Annotated in this window: 11 protein-coding genes; 4 read left to right on the top strand and 7 right to left on the bottom strand. The window is 61.1% G+C overall.

Annotated elements, in window-relative coordinates:
- Positions 1-42 precede the first annotated feature (42 nt).
- Together cls and LOZ74_RS05910 are read right to left on the bottom strand one after the other, a co-directional pair.
- Entirely contained in the window at positions 43-1,464 is a 1,422-nt protein-coding gene (gene cls, locus LOZ74_RS05915; protein ID WP_230293267.1) for a cardiolipin synthase, read from the bottom strand.
- Between the two features lie 288 nt (positions 1,465-1,752).
- Positions 1,753-2,346: an RNA polymerase sigma factor gene (locus tag LOZ74_RS05910; protein ID WP_230293266.1), complete on the bottom strand. Its 594-nt coding sequence runs from the start codon at positions 2,344-2,346 to the stop codon at positions 1,753-1,755.
- 207 nt (positions 2,347-2,553) lie between these two features.
- Between LOZ74_RS05910 and LOZ74_RS05905 the strand changes: the two genes are divergently transcribed.
- Positions 2,554-3,276 (top strand): 1-acyl-sn-glycerol-3-phosphate acyltransferase, encoded by a 723-nt coding sequence (locus LOZ74_RS05905; RefSeq protein WP_230293265.1) that lies wholly within the window; start codon positions 2,554-2,556, stop codon positions 3,274-3,276.
- Between the two features lie 253 nt (positions 3,277-3,529).
- On the top strand, positions 3,530-5,437 hold the full coding sequence (gene mrdA / locus LOZ74_RS05900; protein WP_230293264.1) for a penicillin-binding protein 2: 1,908 nt from the start codon (positions 3,530-3,532) through the stop codon (positions 5,435-5,437).
- A 4-nt stretch (positions 5,438-5,441) separates the two neighbouring features.
- Here mrdA and LOZ74_RS05895 read toward each other — a convergent pair whose 3' ends face one another.
- The 5 genes from LOZ74_RS05895 to LOZ74_RS05875 form a co-directional block, all read right to left on the bottom strand.
- Positions 5,442-6,443 (bottom strand): hydroxyacid dehydrogenase, encoded by a 1,002-nt coding sequence (locus tag LOZ74_RS05895; RefSeq protein ID WP_230293263.1) that lies wholly within the window; start codon positions 6,441-6,443, stop codon positions 5,442-5,444.
- On the bottom strand, positions 6,440-8,860 hold the full coding sequence (ppsA, locus tag LOZ74_RS05890) for a phosphoenolpyruvate synthase (RefSeq protein WP_230293262.1): 2,421 nt from the start codon (positions 8,858-8,860) through the stop codon (positions 6,440-6,442). Before ppsA ends, LOZ74_RS05895 begins: the two co-directional genes overlap by 4 nt.
- 144 nt (positions 8,861-9,004) lie before the next feature.
- Entirely contained in the window at positions 9,005-10,219 is a 1,215-nt protein-coding gene (locus LOZ74_RS05885; RefSeq protein WP_230293261.1) for a cation:proton antiporter, read from the bottom strand.
- Positions 10,216-11,772, bottom strand: a complete 1,557-nt coding sequence (locus LOZ74_RS05880) for an L-lactate permease (protein ID WP_230293826.1) — start codon at positions 11,770-11,772, stop codon at positions 10,216-10,218. The genes LOZ74_RS05885 and LOZ74_RS05880 overlap by 4 nt, the downstream gene beginning before the upstream one ends.
- Before the next feature lie 207 nt (positions 11,773-11,979).
- Positions 11,980-13,023: an alpha/beta fold hydrolase gene (locus tag LOZ74_RS05875; protein WP_230293260.1), complete on the bottom strand. Its 1,044-nt coding sequence runs from the start codon at positions 13,021-13,023 to the stop codon at positions 11,980-11,982.
- On the opposite strand from LOZ74_RS05875, the gene LOZ74_RS05870 reads away from it, so the two are divergent.
- Positions 13,022-13,951, top strand: a complete 930-nt coding sequence (locus LOZ74_RS05870; RefSeq protein ID WP_046904079.1) for a 1-phosphofructokinase family hexose kinase — start codon at positions 13,022-13,024, stop codon at positions 13,949-13,951. The two genes, LOZ74_RS05875 and LOZ74_RS05870, sit on opposite strands and share 2 nt — an antisense overlap.
- 85 nt (positions 13,952-14,036) lie before the next feature.
- Positions 14,037-16,430: a cation-translocating P-type ATPase gene (locus LOZ74_RS05865; protein WP_230293259.1), complete on the top strand. Its 2,394-nt coding sequence runs from the start codon at positions 14,037-14,039 to the stop codon at positions 16,428-16,430.
- Positions 16,431-16,451: the final 21 nt, after the last annotated feature.

Genomic DNA, 16,451 nt, shown 5'->3' with positions numbered 1-16,451 from the left:
AGATGCGCGACGCGAAGTCTGCCGTGCAAAGCAAAGTTGATCCTATAATAGCGGGCTAAAGAGCCGTGCTGCATTTTCCGCAGCGCGGGCAAGCGCAGGTCTGGCATTCCATTCGGCGCGAACCAAGCGCTCACTCCCCGCAATGTTGCGTGCCTCCTCTTCGCGCAGGCGCGCGGTTGTGTCCTGATCATAGATCAGGAGGCCGGCTTCTCCGTTCAACTCCAGCGAGCGCAAATCGATGTTCATCGAACCGACAAGGACGAGGTCATCGTCAACGCTGACATGCTTGGCGTGCAAGAATCCGCGATGATAGAGGTGTATGTCGATGCCCGCTTCCAGCATTCGATCGAAGAAAGAGCGCTGCGCCAGATCGACCAGACGATGGTCGCCCTTCTTCGGCAGAATCAAGCAGACCTCGACACCGCGGGCGGCGGCCCCTTCGAGCGCGAGCAGGAGCGCTTCGTCCGGCACGAAGTAGGGCGTCGTAATGACAAGCCGGTGTTCGACCGTATGCACCAGCGCATCGAGGAGCAGCCGGATGACAGAGCGCCGATATTCGGGTCCGCCAGCCACCAATTGTGCGTGCGCCGCCCCTGCGGACCGTTCATGCGGAAAGAGCGCCCCGTCACTCAACAGATCGCCGCATTCCAAAAACCAGTCATTGGCAAAGAGCGCCTGCATCTGGAGCACGACGGGTCCGTTGACCCTCACCACGAATTCCTTGCTGCGCTGACCTCCCGGTAGCTCGGCGCTGATGACGTTCTGCGAGCCAATATATCCGAGCCGTCCGTCGATCACAGCGAGCTTGCGATGATTGCGCAGATCGGGCCGCAGGGCCTCCATGTTCGTAAGCGATACGGGCAGCGCGCGGCGCACCGTTATCCCGCAGCTCCTGAGCTTTCGAATGATACGGCGGGACCACCAATAGGAACCGAGCGCATCGATCAGAACTCGGCATTCAACCCCGCGGCTTGCGGCAGCCACGAGCGCCGCGACGATCTGGTTGCCCACAGCATCGTCGGAGAAGATGTAGGTCGTGAGATGAACATGGTGCCGGGCAGTACCAATGTCGGCCACGAGACGGTCTATCACTTCCTGATAATCCGCTAGCGCTTCGATGTTGTTTCCACCCACCGCAGGGAACAAATTGACCCGCTCGATGAGCTGCGCTGCCCGAACAAGATGCGCGGGAAGCTGCGGCGGTGAGCAGTGCTGCGACATCAGGATCTGGCGGCGCGCAATCTTGAGCTGCCTGCGCGCTTCAGCAAAACGGGCACGCCTGCGCGCCGTTGCCAGCGGACGGAACGCCCAAAGGACAACGAGAATGGCTGGAATGGGGAAGACGAGAACCAGCGCCAGCCAGCCCTGTGCGCCAACCTCTGGTCGGCTGAAAATGATCACCGCGAAGATAGCAAACCGCGCGAGCCAATCCAGCGTGAGTAACAGCACGAGCGTATCAGACACCGGTCTTGCTCCCGCTTGTCGGAAGGCAATGGCGGCACGCCGTAGGAGGGGGGAGGATCACGGCGTGCCGCACTGCCGAGGCGCGGGGTTGGAGGCATCGCCGCGGCAACGAGCTTGGCGGGTTCGGGCTTTTACGCAGCCAAATGGTCCCGCCAATTCGACCCTTAGAGCTCGCATGCATGTACATAGACGCGGCAGCGCGCCTGCTATTACAGCGCAGACCTCGTTTCGGTCTCACTGAATAGGCATGACAAAGTCTCTGCCCGCCCACACGAGCGCGTCGGCTCCTCAAGCTTGCAAAGCAATAGGAGTGTCGGCCAGAGCATCGCGAAATGCGCCGCGCGCACGGTGGAGCCTTACGGCGAGATTGTTGGGCGAAATGTGGAGGCGCGAAGCGATGGCCGAAGGCTCTTCCCGTCCCAGGTCCATTTGCCGGATGATTTGCGTATAGGCTGGCCGAAGCGTCGCCAATACCTCCTCGACCACCTCGCTTTCATCGACCGATAAACTTTCTCCCAAGATTTCTTCCAAGGGTGAACCGCCGGGTTCGAGCGGGGTCGTTTTGGCGTTGAGCCGCGCCGAGGCCCGGTAATGGTCGAGCAGCGTCGTTTCGAAGAGACGCCGCAGCCATCCGTGGACGGCCTTTTCATCGCGCAGCTGGTGCGCGCGCTCAAGCGCTTTGACGCAGAAGGACTGAAGGACATCATCCGCCGCGACACGGTTGCGCAGACGCTTGAGCGCAAGACGGCGGATGATGACATAATCATCAACAAGAACCCGCTCAATAATCTCTCTGTTCGTCTCTTGTGGGCTCGAAGGTTCGGAACGCTCCTGCTCTTCGGCAACAATATCCTCTGATTGTGCGGCGTAAGATAATAGCATGAGTTCTTCCCCACCGAAGTTCCACCTACTTGGAATACGCAGGGAGAGGCCCCGCCCCTCAAATTTCTTTGGTGTTTCGGCGGATGATGGGAGGTTCTGGCCGGGAAACAACGCGCTGATGCGCTTCGTCCTGTAAGCCGAGCTGCGGCGACCCGTCTCTTGAATGAGCCCGTTTAGAAATCCTCTGCACCGAGACTAGAAAGCCCGATGAGCCGCCTGATCACCACTATGCGAAGTCTCGCCTTTGCAGTGTCGGCGGCGGTGTGGACTCTCCTTTTTGCGCCCTTGATCCCGCTATTGGTTCTTCTAGGTCGTCCGCCGCGGATCATTCGGCAGCTCACCCGGATTTGGGCGCGCGGCCTTCTCTGTCTCCTCGCTGCGCTGGCAGGAATCCGCTATACGGAAAGGGGACGCGTTAACCTGCCCGAGGGTCCCGTCCTCATCATCGCCAACCATCAATCGGCCTGGGAAACGTTTGCCGCACTCGTTCTCTTCCCTGACGTGGCGATTGTCACCAAGCGTGAGCTTCTGGCGCTGCCGGTGATAGGATGGTTCCTGAAGCACTCCCCCATGATCCCGGTCGATCGCGCTCAATCCGCGCGGGCGCTGCGTGAAATGCTTGCGGCCTGCCGCGCGCAAGTAGCGGCGGGTCGCTCGGTGCTCATTTTCCCCGAAGGCACACGCAAGCAGCCGGGAAGCCCCATCGAATTCAAGCGCGGAGTGGAACTGCTCTATCGTAATCTGGCGATACCCGCGGTAATCGTTGCCCACGATGCCGGCCGGCTCTGGCGGCAGGGCATGCGGCTGCATCCTGGATCGATTACCGTTTCGATACTCCCGCCGATCCCACCTACGACCGATCATCGTGTTCTTGTCGAGCAGGCACAGCGGTCCCTCACGGCCGAAGTCGCCAATCTGAACGAGGCCTAGACTGACCGCCGAAAGGGCCCGGATCCCTATGAGGACGAGGAGGCCTGCGCCCCCATGAACATGATCCTGCATCTCGTGGCGAGAGGCAACACCCATTTGTTCCGAGCTTCGCCGTCGGCGGCGTTCTCGTAATCACCAAGCGCGCCATGCGTCTGTTTATCCGAATGAGGTGCCGCCCGGGCAGGCCAGCGCGCACCAGGAGCCGGTCTAGACGGGCGATCAAAACCGGGAACCCTGCAATCAGGAGCAGTCTGTGGCGAAACCGCCAACAAACAAAAGGATATTGGAGCAGAAGTTTTCTCGCCGGGCCGCTATCTTGGGCGCGTTGCAGCTCGGTCTCGGCGGTGTGTTGGCAGGCCGGCTCGCTTGGCTTGCGATCGCCGAAAACCAAAAATGGCAACTGCTCTCCGAGAGCAATCGGCTTCAGCTGAGCCTGATCCCGCCGAGGCGCGGATTGCTGCTTGATCGCACGGGCGTCCCCCTCGCCAGCAACAAATCGGTCTTCATGATCGATCTCCTGCCCGATCGCCTCGAGGACGCCGACGGAGTCCTGAAGCAGCTTGCCGAGCTGCTGGGTCTTAGCGCCGATGAGACGGACCGCCTCAGGAGCGACCTCGCACAAGCATTGGATCACCAGCCCGTGCGGGTTGCGAGCGATGTCGAGTGGGACCAATATGCCGCTGTAAATGTACGCCTTCCCGACCTCCCCGGCGTATCCCCGATGAGAGGGTTTTCGCGGCACTATCCAGCAGGAGCCGCGACAGCTCACTTGCTCGGCTATGTCGGGGCCCCTAGCCGCGAGGAGTATGAAAAAACCGGCGATCCCTTGCTAATGGTTCCGGGCATGCAAGTCGGCAAGGATATGCTCGAGAAGACGCTCGAGAAGGATTTGACGGGCAAGCCCGGCGCGCGCCGGGCCGAAGTGACAGCCACGGGCAAGGTCGTACGCGAGCTCGCAGTCCGATCCGACACTATAGGTAAAAGCGTACAATTGACCATTGATGGCGGGCTTCAAACCTATGCGTCCCGTCGGCTTGGAACCCAGTCCGGCTCGGTCGTGGTGCTCGACGTGATCAGTGGCGGTGTTCTCGCTATGGCTTCGATGCCGGCCTACGATCCGAACAGCTTTTCGGATGGGATCAGCCAGTTCGAATGGGACATGCTGTCGCAAGACGAACGCGTTCCGCTCAGAAACAAGACCCTCCAGGGTCTTTATCCGCCCGGATCGACCATCAAGCCGATCACGGCCCTGGCTTTGTTGCATGAGAACATCGACCCAGACGAAACCGTCCTTTGTACCGGCCGGATCAACATTGCCGGCGGCACGTTCCATTGCTGGCGCCGTAGTGGCCACGGTGTAGTCGACATGAACCGGGCAATCGCAGAAAGCTGTGACATATACTTCTATGTCATGGGCATTCGGGTGGGCATTCAGCCAATTGCCGACATGGCCAGACGTTTTGGGCTTGGCGAGCGGTTTTCAGGCCTGCCGGTTCCCTATCAGTATTATGGGACTGTCCCCGATCCGGCCTGGAAGCGGCGTCGATACAACGAGCCTTGGGAAGCCTATGACACTGTCAATGCGACAATCGGGCAAGGCTATCTGCTCGCCAACCCGCTGCAGCTTGCGGTCATGACGGCGCGGCTTGCCGCCGGTGAGAAAACCCATCCCAAGCTACTAGCCGCAAAGGTGGCGCCTGCCGCCCCGCTCGGAATTGACCCCCGAATGCTTGCGATCGTCCGCCAGGGAATGGAGGATGTTGTCAATGGCCGGGGCACCGCAACCCGCGCCCGCCTCCCCCTTGCGAACATCAAGCTGGCGGGCAAGACGGGCACCGCGCAGGTTCGTCGCATCACGATGGCCGAACGTCGCCGGGGCGTCCGCTCCAATGCCTCTCTCCCTTGGAAGCTGCGCGATCATGGATTGTTCATTGGTTATGCGCCGACAGACCGGCCCCGCTATGCGCTGGCGGTGGTAATCGAACATGGCGGAGGCTCTGGAGCGGCCTATCCCATCGCAAGCGACACGCTGCTCTATCTGTTTGACAAAGGCCAGGCCATGGAGCGCCTGGCATCGCTGGAGAATGGCTGGGGTGGCGGAATCGAGGAGCGAATGGCGCGCGAAGCGGCAGAATTCGCCGCCCGCACACCGAGCGACTGACCCCCTAAACAATGAGGTTCTGCGGCGAACCCATTGCAAAGGCTTCGATATTCTCGATTGTCGTCTCGATGATGCGCGCGACCGCCTCATGCGTGTTATAGGCGACATGCGGGGTCACGATGACGTTCGGAAAGCGCAGGAGCACATGATTGGCCACGAGGGCCTCCAAATTCTCCTTCTCAAGCGGCGGTCCGCGGAACACTTCTGCTTCTTCGCGGACGAGCGGCTCCTGCGGGAGCACATCGAGACCAGCGGCGCGAAGTTTCCCCTCCGCCAGCGCGCGCACCAGAGCGGGAACGCTGACGATGTTGCCGCGCGCCGTATTGATCAGGAGCGCGCCGGTCTTCATGGCAGCGAACTCGGCATCGGACAGGAGATCCTGGGTCTGAGGGGTTGCCGGCAGATGCAATGTGACGATGTCGGCTTGGGAAAGGAGTTCGGCGAAAGGCAAATAGGTAAAGCCGAGATTTGCTGCCGCAGAGCCATCCGGATCGACGTCGAAGGCTACGACATTCATGCCAAACCCGCGCGCGATCTCGATCGCGCGGCGCCCGATGCGACCGGTCCCGACGACGCCCAAGGTCTTCCCGCGCAGCTCGATACCGCGCAGATCATCCTGCGAAAAATTTCCGCGGCGTGTACGTTCGACTGCCGGAACGAGATGCCGCGCTGCCGCCAGCATCAAGGCAAAACTGTGCTCGGCTACAGTAACATCACCATAGTCGGGAACGTTGGCGATCTCGATGTCTTCGGCGGCGCACCAGGCCAGATCGATGTGGTCGTGGCCGGTCGAGCGGGTGGCGATCAGCCGCAGCTCGGGGAACTGGCGCAGGACTTCTGCATCAAGCCGTGAGTTGATGAATGTGCTGATCACTTCGGCATCGCTGTATCTTGCCGCATTATCAGATGTCAGCCGTTCCTTGACACAAGTGAGCTCGTGATTGCCGGAGAGCGCACGGCACGCCCGCGCCTCCCATTCCTCGGCCTCGAAGATGACGACCTTCATATCCGCGAGCCCTCAGCCGGTTGTGCTCGGCCTTTATCCGACATGGCCTCGGCTTGAGCGACCACCTTGACTGCGGCAACAAAACTGTCGGGGTTAAGCGAAATGGAGTCGATCCCGCAAGCGACCAAGAAACCGGCAAAGTCGGGATGGTCACTCGGCGCCTGGCCGCAAATGCCGATCTTTATCCCGGCTTGGTGCGCCTTGGTGATGGCTTCGCCAATCGCCCGTTTTACCGCGTCGTTGCGTTCGTCGAACTGATCGGCGAGAAGCTCGGAATCGCGGTCAATCCCGAGCACGAGCTGGGTGAGATCGTTGGAACCGATCGAAAATCCGTCAAAGCGCTGCGCAAATTCCTCCGCGAGCAGGACGTTCGCCGGAATCTCGCACATCATATAGATCTGGAGTCCGTTTCGGCCCCGTTCGAGACCGTTTTCCGCCATCACTTCGAGAACTCTATCGGCTTCGGCGAGCGTGCGACAGAATGGCACCATGATGACGACATTTTCAAAACCAATTTCCTCGCGTACGCGGCGTAAGGCGCGGCATTCGAGCGCGAAACCCGCCTTGTAACCGGGGCTGTAATAGCGCGAGGCGCCGCGCCATCCGATCATCGGATTTTCCTCATCGGGTTCGAAGGCCTCTCCTCCGAGAAGATGAGCATATTCATTTGTCTTGAAGTCGCTGAGCCGGACAATCACCGGCTGCGGATGAAACGGAGCTGCGAGCTTTGCTATGCCGAGCGCAAGCGTGTCGACGAAATAGTCGGCCGGCTCGGCATATCCGCGCGTAAGCTCGGCGATCGCGCGCCTGGCATCCTCGCTCGTGACCTTCTCCGGGGCGACGAGCGCCATCGGGTGAACTTTGACCAGGTGGTTGATCACGAATTCCATCCGCGCGAGGCCTACTCCGCGCGCGGGAAGGCGCCACCAGCGCATGGCGGCGGCCGGACTCGCGATATTCAGCATCACATCGGTTTCGGTCTCGGGCAGATCCGCCAGGTCGAACTCGATGGTTTCGAACTCGAGCGTCCCTTCATAGACCGCACCGCGGTCGCCTTCCGTGCATGACAGGGTGATGGGCTGCCCGTCCTGCAGGGTGCGCGTCGCTGTCTGTGTCCCAACGATGGCCGGCACGCCGAGTTCGCGGCTGACGATCGCTGCGTGGCTGGTAGTTCCGCCGTGATCAGTGATGATACCCGCTGCGCGCTTCATGATTGGCACCCAGTCCGGATCGGTCATGCCTGTCACAAGGATTGCACCATCTCGAAAAGCCTCGATCTGCGAGGCGTCCCGGATCGCGCAAACCTCCCCGGTGGCGATCGCCTCGCCGACCGCCGCGCCCGTAAGCAGCGGTTCGGCGCGCTGTTTCAACCTGTAGGTAGTCAGTCTTCCCGCTGCCTTGCCCGCCTGAACCGTTTCCGGGCGGGCCTGGACGATGAAGAGTTCGCCGGTTGCACCATCTTTCGCCCACTCCATGTCCATCGCGCGACCATAATGCTTTTCGATGGTCTTGGCGCAGCGCGCCAGCTCAAGTACCTCGTCATCGGAGAGGACGAAGGTCTCGCGTTCGCGGCGCGTGGTTCTCTTGGTCAACGTCCTGACGCTGCCGCCGGTCGCATAGATCATCTTGCGCTCCTTGGCCCCAAGACTGCGCTCGATAAGCGGAACCGTATCTGTACGTTCGAGAAAGGGTTTGAAGACACGGTAGGTGTCAGGATCGACCGAGCCCTGGACGACAGTCTCCCCAAGCCCCCAGGCGGCACTTATCACGATCACGTCGGGGAAACCCGTTTCGGTATCGACTGAAAACATGACCCCCGATCCAGCGAGATCCGAGCGCACCATGCGCTGCACTCCGATCGACAGGGCAACATCCATATGGTCGAAACCCTGTGCCTGACGGTAGCTGATCGCCCGGTCGGTAAAGAGCGAGGCAAAGCAGCGCCTGCAGGCATCGAGAAGTGCGCGCTTCCCGGTGACATTGAGAAAGGTCTCTTGCTGCCCGGCGAAGCTCGCTTCGGGAAGATCCTCCGCTGTCGCGCTGCTGCGGACCGCGACGCTGACCGCATCCTGTTCGCTGCGCGCAGACAAAGCGTCATAGGCTTCACCGATGGCCGCCTCGATCTCCGGTGGAAACGCCCCTTCCAGAAACGCATGCCGGATCGCAGCACCTGCCACTTGAAGCGAGGCGCGCCCGGCATCGAGCGCTTCGATCCAGCGCCTCATTTCGGGTTCAATGCCGTTGGCCGCGATATAGTGCCGATAGGCCTGCGCCGTTGTGGCGAAGCCTCCCGGCACTCTGATACCGCGCTTCGACAGCGCGCCGACCATCTCACCGAGCGAAGCATTCTTTCCGCCAACCATGGCGACGTCGCCGCGTCCAATATCCTCAAACCAGGCAATAAGGGCGTCGGGCATCGAAATCTCCGGGTCATTCGCGAGCGGTGCTCGGCAGTGGTCGAACGTGGACGTTGCCTCGAGCGGCGGCTAAATCTTACCCGTCGCCGCCGAAGCATCGTCCATATGGTGAGACGGTTTTCAGCCCGGCCGATTACAGGCTTTCTACCCCCGATCGCGAAAAAGCCAGCGCAGTCCGATGGGCGTGACAATCGTGGTGACGAGCGCCATCAGCACAAGAGCTGAGAAGAGATTGGCAACGACCGGGTCGGGATAATCAAAAAGCCCTGCTTCCAAGGCGATACTTACGATGATCAGTTCGACCGCTCCGCGGCCGCTCATGCCGAACCCGACCCCAAGCGCCTCTTTGCGGGTGAGACCAGAAAGCAGAGCAGGAATCCCTGCGCCGATGATCTTGCCGCCAAGTGCGGCTAGGATCAGCGCCAGCACGATGCCAGGAATGATGGCAAGGGCCGCGAAATCGACGCGAATGCCGATCGAAAGGAAGAAAAGCGGGGCCAGCAAGCCCATCGTGAGATCGCTGACCGCTGCTTTCAGGCGCGCGAAAGAGGCTTGACCCAGGCTCTTGGCGTTGAACAGAAGGGCGGCAGCAAAGGCTCCGATGATGAAGTCCATTCCGAGCACTTCGGCCAACCCTGAAAACCCCAACGCTGTCAGAATGAGCGCGGTAAATTCAGGGGCGGGGATCCGAAGCCGCGAGATCAGATTGGCGATCCTCGGCGCTCCGAAATAGCCCGTGCCAGCGACAATGAGGAAGAACAGCGCGGCTTTGCCAAGCAGCGGCAACATCGCCCCAATCCCCGGGACGGAACCTGCCGCAATTGCGCCGGTCAAGATCGCGAGCAGCACAAGTCCGATGATATCGTCGAGAATTGCAGCGGCGATCACCGTACGGCCGGTTGGCGTATGGACCATGCCGAGGTCCATGAACACGCCGATGGCGACCGGGACCGCAGAAATTGACAATGCAACGCCCACCAGCAGAGCCTGGACAAATTTCATCGGGTTGTCGGGAATCACCCACCACGCAAGGGCCAGGCCCAGGGCGAGTGGCAACAGCACGCCCCCGAGCGCAACGGCAGCCGAGCGACCCGAATGTCTGAACAGCTCTCCGGGGGCAATTTCAAGGCCGGCAAGCAGCAGCAGGAAGAAAATTCCGAATTCGGCGGTCAGATCGAGAAAGGCGCTGCGCGACAATTCGGCGAGAAACGGGGCGTTGAGGGAAGCCGCCAAAACCGCCAGTGCTAGCCCGGCACCTATCTCCCCCACCAGCGCGGGCTGGCCAATGCGCGTTGCGATCTCGCCGAAGGATCTCGCCGCCAGCAACAGGAGAATGAGATGCAGCACATGCTCGATCATCGTGCCAACCCGATTGCGGCAGCGGCGACAAGGCCAACGGCAGCAGTATAGGCGAGCATGGGTACGAGCGTGACCCGGATGATCTCTCCCTCGCGCCCGACACGGCCGACGACGGCTGCAGCTGCCACCACATTGACTACCGACACCATGTTCCCCGCGCTAGCGCCAAGGATCTGGGCGCCAAGGACGGTTTCCGGTGGCAGTCCGGCCTGATTGGCTGCGGTGAACTGAAACAGCGCAAATGTCATATTGCTGAAGGTCGCACTTCCTGAGAGAAAACTGCCCAGCGCTCCGATGAATGGTGCAATCACCGGCCAGTTCTGTCCGGCGGCATCGGCCGCAAGAACTGAAAGCGCCATTGGCATGCTCGGCAGACCGTTTGAATTGATTGCCGAATGCACAAAGACGCGCACCATCGGGACCGCCGCCGCCAGCGTCACCGCGCTTGCGACCGTAATTTTCAATGTGTCCCGGCCAGCGCGGCGGAGCCGCTCACGGTCGAGAGGCAGAAGGAAGACGGCCAAAAGACCCGCGATCAAAAACATCGAACCCGGCAAATATAGCGGCGCAATCGCAATGTTGATCGGTGTCCCCAAGACCGAAAGCCAGGCAAACGAGACATCCTGCATGACCTGTTTAACCGGCAACAGATCTGCGCGGCTCACGAGAAGGAGCGCGGCGAGCAAGAGATAGGGTGCCCAGGCTCGCTTCAGTGTAACGCGTGACGGTTCTACGGCAATCGGCGCACCCGGATCAGCCCCGCTCGAGCGGGGCATGAGAAAGCCGTGCCGTGCTGCTGGTACCACGAGCACGATGGCACAAAGCGCGCCGGCAAGCGCGGGAAGTTCCGGTCCTAGCGTCGCACTGACGATAAAGGCAGGTATGGTGTAAGCCAGACCGGCAAACAGAGCGAACCGCCAATAGCCCAGCGCACTGGACCAGCTTAGTTCTTTGGAAAAGAACCGCGAATAGATAAGGATGAGCGCGAACGGGACGAGCGATCCGGTAGTCAGATCAATTGCAGCTGCCATCTGCGCCGAGTTTTCGATCAGATTATCGAGCCCGCCATTTGCGGCAGGTTGACGGAGTCCTTCGCGCAGCCCGATGGCCACCGGCGTACCGATCGCACCGAAGGCAACCGGGCTGCTATTGGCAATCAGTGCAAGCGACACGGCTGCCATGGGTGTGAAACGAAGCGCCACAAGCAGCGGAGCGGTAATGGCGGCCGGTGTGCCGAAACCGGCGACGCCTTCGAGGAAAGCACCGAAGGTCCAGCTGATGACGATGAGCTGGACCCGCGGTTCCGGCGATATGGCCGCGAATCCTTCGCGTATCCGGGCCATCGCCTCGCCTTCGGTAAGGAGCCTCAAGAGAAGTATCGCACCAAAGATGATCCACAAGACCGAGGCCGCGATCGCCAAACCCTCGATCGAAGCGGCCAGGATTGTGCGGGGCGCCATGTGCCACAGGAAATAGCCGGCAGCGGCGGTTACGATATAGGCCAGTGCCATGGCCCGCGATGCGGGCATCCGCAGACCGACAAGGAAAAGCAGAACCGCGAGCAGGGGCGAAAGCGCTGCAAGAAATAGGCTGAATGTAATGTCGCCCTCCGCTCGGCCGTAAGCAGCGCCAGACTGCGTCTCGTCTATCGGACGGGAAAGAGGGCCGGCGATTACGGCGGAGATCGGCGCAGAGGCACCCTCGGCCCGCATCAGCGCGGCTCGGCCCTCCCCGTCCGGGGCCAAAGGAGTCAGGCGGGCTCAGCCATTCGGCAACATGGCTTCTCGCGCCGCTTGCTCGGCAAAGCTCGCGATAAGCTCACAGCACCTTTCCGGCTCGCGCAGAAAGGGGTGATGATCGAGCCCCTCAAGGACACAAAGCTGCACATTCGAGAAAGCTTCTGCCAGCGCTCTTACCGGCGCAAGCGGTGCCATGATGTCATCGCTCCCATGAATACAAAGCACGTTGTGAACGGGCTCTAGAATTCTCAGGTCGTCCGCAACGTCATGGCGATAGACAACATCCCATAGCGACGAGGTAGATGACCTCCACGTATGCTTGACAAGGTCTTCGACGACCTCGCGCGGAATATCTCGAATGAGATAGGGCAGGATTCTCCCTAACAGGCGGCGCGTGATGATGCAGGCTAGCATGGTCAACAGGACGTTGGTGTATATGAGCCCTCCTTTAACCGGTCCCTGGCGCATATATGTATACGCCGCGTCCTGCGATCCGAAGTGAGGCAAGCTGATGAGGACGAGGCGCTCGACAGTCTCGGTATGTCTGGCCGCATAGGCTGCGGCAATCAAAGCGCCCAGCGAATGGCCAACGAGCGTTACCGGCCCGAGAGGGGCGAGAACGCGCCGCAGGGCATCGACATGCCGTTCGACGCTATACTTCACCCAGGGCTTGGGCGATCGTCCGAAGCCCAAGAGGTCGACGAGCACAATTCTATGCTCTTGCGCAAGCTCGGTTACCCGCGTCTCCCAATATCGCGTGGTCCCACCCAGCCCCGCAACGAACACCAGGGTCCGGACACCGCTTCCAAAAATCTTCACAAATAGCTCAGGGTCGCGATCGCGTCTTGAAGGGAGGATCAAATCTTGCACCATTTCTCTGATTTTTCGCGCGTCGCCTGCGAGGACAGACGCCTTGGCGTCGCCAAGGTTACACGGGCGGCTCAGCCTGACGAGCGCCGACGAAACCAGACAGGCATACGAGCGGATCATGGCGGCGTAAGGCTGCGTATCCTGCCGCGTCTTAACCGGGGAGACCGTAAAAACGACAAAGGATCCCCTCGTCATGATAGCCACCCTGACGCTCAACCCGACTATCGATGGCGCGGCGCAGGCCGAGGTGGTGAAGCCGATGCACAAGATCCGCACATTCGATGAGCATTATTACCCTGGCGGAGGCGGTCTCAACGTTGCGCGCGTCATCAATGAACTCGGCGGCCAGTCCTACGCGCTTTACCTTGCAGGTGGAGCAACAGGCGGCGTGCTGCAGGAGCTCGTCAAGCAAGCAAGGGTGCGTGCCGAACGCTTCTCGATCTCCGGCTCCACGCGGATCAGCCACGCGATCTACGAACGGTCCACCAATCTCGAATTTCGCTTCGTGCCGCAGGGTCCGGAAGTCTCCGAACGCGACTGCGAAGTCGTCCTGCGAGCGCTGCAAACGCTCGATTGCAAATATCTCGTGGCAAGCGGGAGTCTTCCGCGCGGGCTGCGTAGCGATATCTACGCCGTCGTCGGTGCGATTTGCCAGCGCCGAGGCATCAAGCTGGTGCTGGACAGTTCTGGAGACGCTCTGCGGCATGGCATTGGTGGCGGCGTTCACCTGGCAAAGCCGAGCCTAGGCGAACTCGAAACGCTCGTCGGCCGAAGGCTGGCGACCGCGGCAGAGCAGGAAACGGCGGCCCAAGCCATCGTGCGCGATAATGGCCTCGACATGCTCGCTCTCACTCTGGGGCGCGATGGCGCCATGCTTGTAACGCCCGAGAAGACCGTGATGCACGCCGCACCGAAGATCAATGCACAAAGCGCCGTCGGTGCGGGAGACAGCTTCCTTGCCGCAATGACCGTTCGCCTTGCCGCAGGCGACGCGCCCGAGGCGGCCTTTCTTTACGGCATGGCAGCTGGCGCTGCCACGGCGCTTACACCAGGAACTTCGCTATGCAAGCGCAGCGATGTCGAGCGGCTCTATGCCGAACTCAGAGCGCGCAGCGAGGGTTAGGGTGGCAGGCAAGCAACTGTAAGAGCCAGCGCTCATTACCGTCTTGATCCAGAAGCACTATGGTTCAGCCTAGAGGGAATTCGCTTTGGCAACACTCACTTTAGAAGTCGGAAATCTCTTTGAAGAACTCGATCACCTCGGCGTGGAGAAGCAGCTGCGGCATGAAGCCGGCGTAAGCCGGGCCACTGCAAACCCCGCGGGGGGCAGCGTGACCGTGGAATACGACCCTGCGCAGACCGATGGGACGCGGCTTCAGAGCCTGATCAAAAGCTGCGGTTTCCGCTGCCGTGGCGGCATCATGCCGAAGCATGTCTGCAAACCGGCGGAAGCAAATCTTTCGGAATCCGGCAGGGGACCGGGGCGCGGTGCGGACAGCAGGGGAGAACAGGCAGTTCACCACGACCACCGCCAAGGCGGGGCGAAGGACGAAATGGCCCAGGAAATGGGCCACGGGGCAGGCATGGACATGCAGGAGATGGTACGCGACATGCGCAACCGTTTCTGGATTGCCTTCATCTTCACGATCCCGATTTTCATCTACTCCCCGATGGGCGGCTTTTTCACTCCTCCGGCCCCGCCGTTCGGCATGAATCTTGAGCTTTTTCTGTTCGGCCTGGCGAGCGCGGCCGTGCTCTATCCGGTCTGGCCATTTGTGGTCGCTGCATGGCGCGCCCTTCGCAATGGCATTCTCAATATGGCCGTGCTTGTCGTGCTTTCGGTCGGCACCGGCTATCTCTTCAGCGTCGGATCGACATTTTTCTTTCCCGGCGTGCAATTCTATGAGGCCGTCGCCATCCTGCTCGTGTTCATCCTCCTCGGGCACTGGCTGGAAATGCGCGCGCGCGCGGGCGCGTCGGCGGCGATCCGGGCTCTGCTCGACCTGGCCCCGCCAATGGCGGTCGTTCTGCGCGATGGCGAGGAGCAGGAAATCCCAACGGCCGACGTCCTTGAAGGCGACACCGTGCTCATCCGCCCGGGCAACAAGATCCCCGTAGACGGGGAGGTATTGGAAGGCAGCTCCCAAGTCGATGAATCGATGCTGACCGGCGAATCCATGCCGGTCGCAAAAGGACCCGGTGACGAGGTCATCGGAGCGACCATCAACAAGAGCGGCAGTTTCCGCTACCGGGCGACCAAGGTCGGCGCTGACACGGCGCTCGCGCAAATCGTGAAGCTCGTGCAGGAGGCGCAGAATTCCAAGGCGCCCGCGCAATTGCTCGCCGACCGCGCGTCGCAATGGCTTGTTCTGATCGCGATCGTCATTGGCCTCGGAACGTTTGCTGTCTGGTTCTGGTGGATCGGTGAGACATTGCTGTTTGCCGTGACCCTGACAATCACGGTCTTCGTGATCGCCTGCCCCGATGCGCTCGGACTGGCCACACCGATGGCGGTCATGGTCGGCACCGGGCTCGGCGCAAGTCGCGGCATTCTGTTCAAGAACGCGTCGGCGCTGGAAGACGCCACAAAGCTCAATGTCGTTATCTTCGACAAGACCGGCACCTTGACGATGGGCGAACCGCGCGTCGTGGATATCGTGGCCGCCGAGGGCCGCATGCCCGAACAGGTGTTGCTACTGGCCGCTGCGGTCGAAAAGGGATCGGAGCATCCGCTCGCCCTTGCCATCCTTGACAAGGCCGAAGGACTGAAGATCCCCGAAGCGCGCGATTTTCTCAACCGCGACGGGAGAGGGGCGCAGGCGGACGTCAACGGCGATACCGTTTTCCTCGGCAACCGCCGGCTGATGGACGAAGAATCAATCTCACTGGGAGGGCTGGCTGACAAGGCCGAGGAACTCAAGGGAGCGGGCCGCACGGTCGTCCATGTCGCTCACCAGGGGATTCTTGTAGGCCTGATCGCGATCGCCGATGCGCCGCGTCCGACGGCCAAGGCCGCGATTGCCCGGCTGCATGACAAGGGCGTCGAGGTCGCCATGCTCACCGGCGACAATGAGGGTACCGCGCGGCGCGTGGCCGAGGAACTGGGTATCGACATCGTGCTCGCCGATGTGCTTCCCGGCCAGAAGGCCGACAAGGTGAAAGAGCTTCAGGCGCAAGGAAAAAGAGTCGGAATGGTCGGGGATGGCATCAATGATGCGCCTGCCCTGACCCAGGCCGATGTGGGCTTTGCGATCGGGGCCGGTACCGATGTGGCCATGGAAAGCGCAGACGTCGTGCTGATGCGAAGTGATCCCTACGATGTTGTCGGCGCGGTGGAGCTGTCGCGTGCGACGCTGCGAAAGATGCATCAGAACCTGTTCTGGGCGGTCGCCTACAACGTCATCGCCTTTCCCGCCGCCGCCGGTGTCTTCTATCCGTTCATTATTAGTCCCGCTGTCGCAGCAATCGCCATGTCCGGCAGTTCCGTCCTTGTCGCGGTCAATGCCCTGCTGCTCAAACGCACCCGCCTCGACAGCTATACGCCTGGAGACTCCGCCCAAGAGGCCCCCGCCCCGCTTGTTCCCGGTCAGGCACCTGGCTGAGTGTCAGGCCTTGATGCCGAA

The organism is Croceicoccus sp. Ery5 (assembly GCF_020985325.1).
Classification (GTDB): domain Bacteria; phylum Pseudomonadota; class Alphaproteobacteria; order Sphingomonadales; family Sphingomonadaceae; genus Croceicoccus.
Note: the sequence above shows the minus strand (reverse complement) of the source record. Positions and strands in the feature narration are given on the sequence as shown.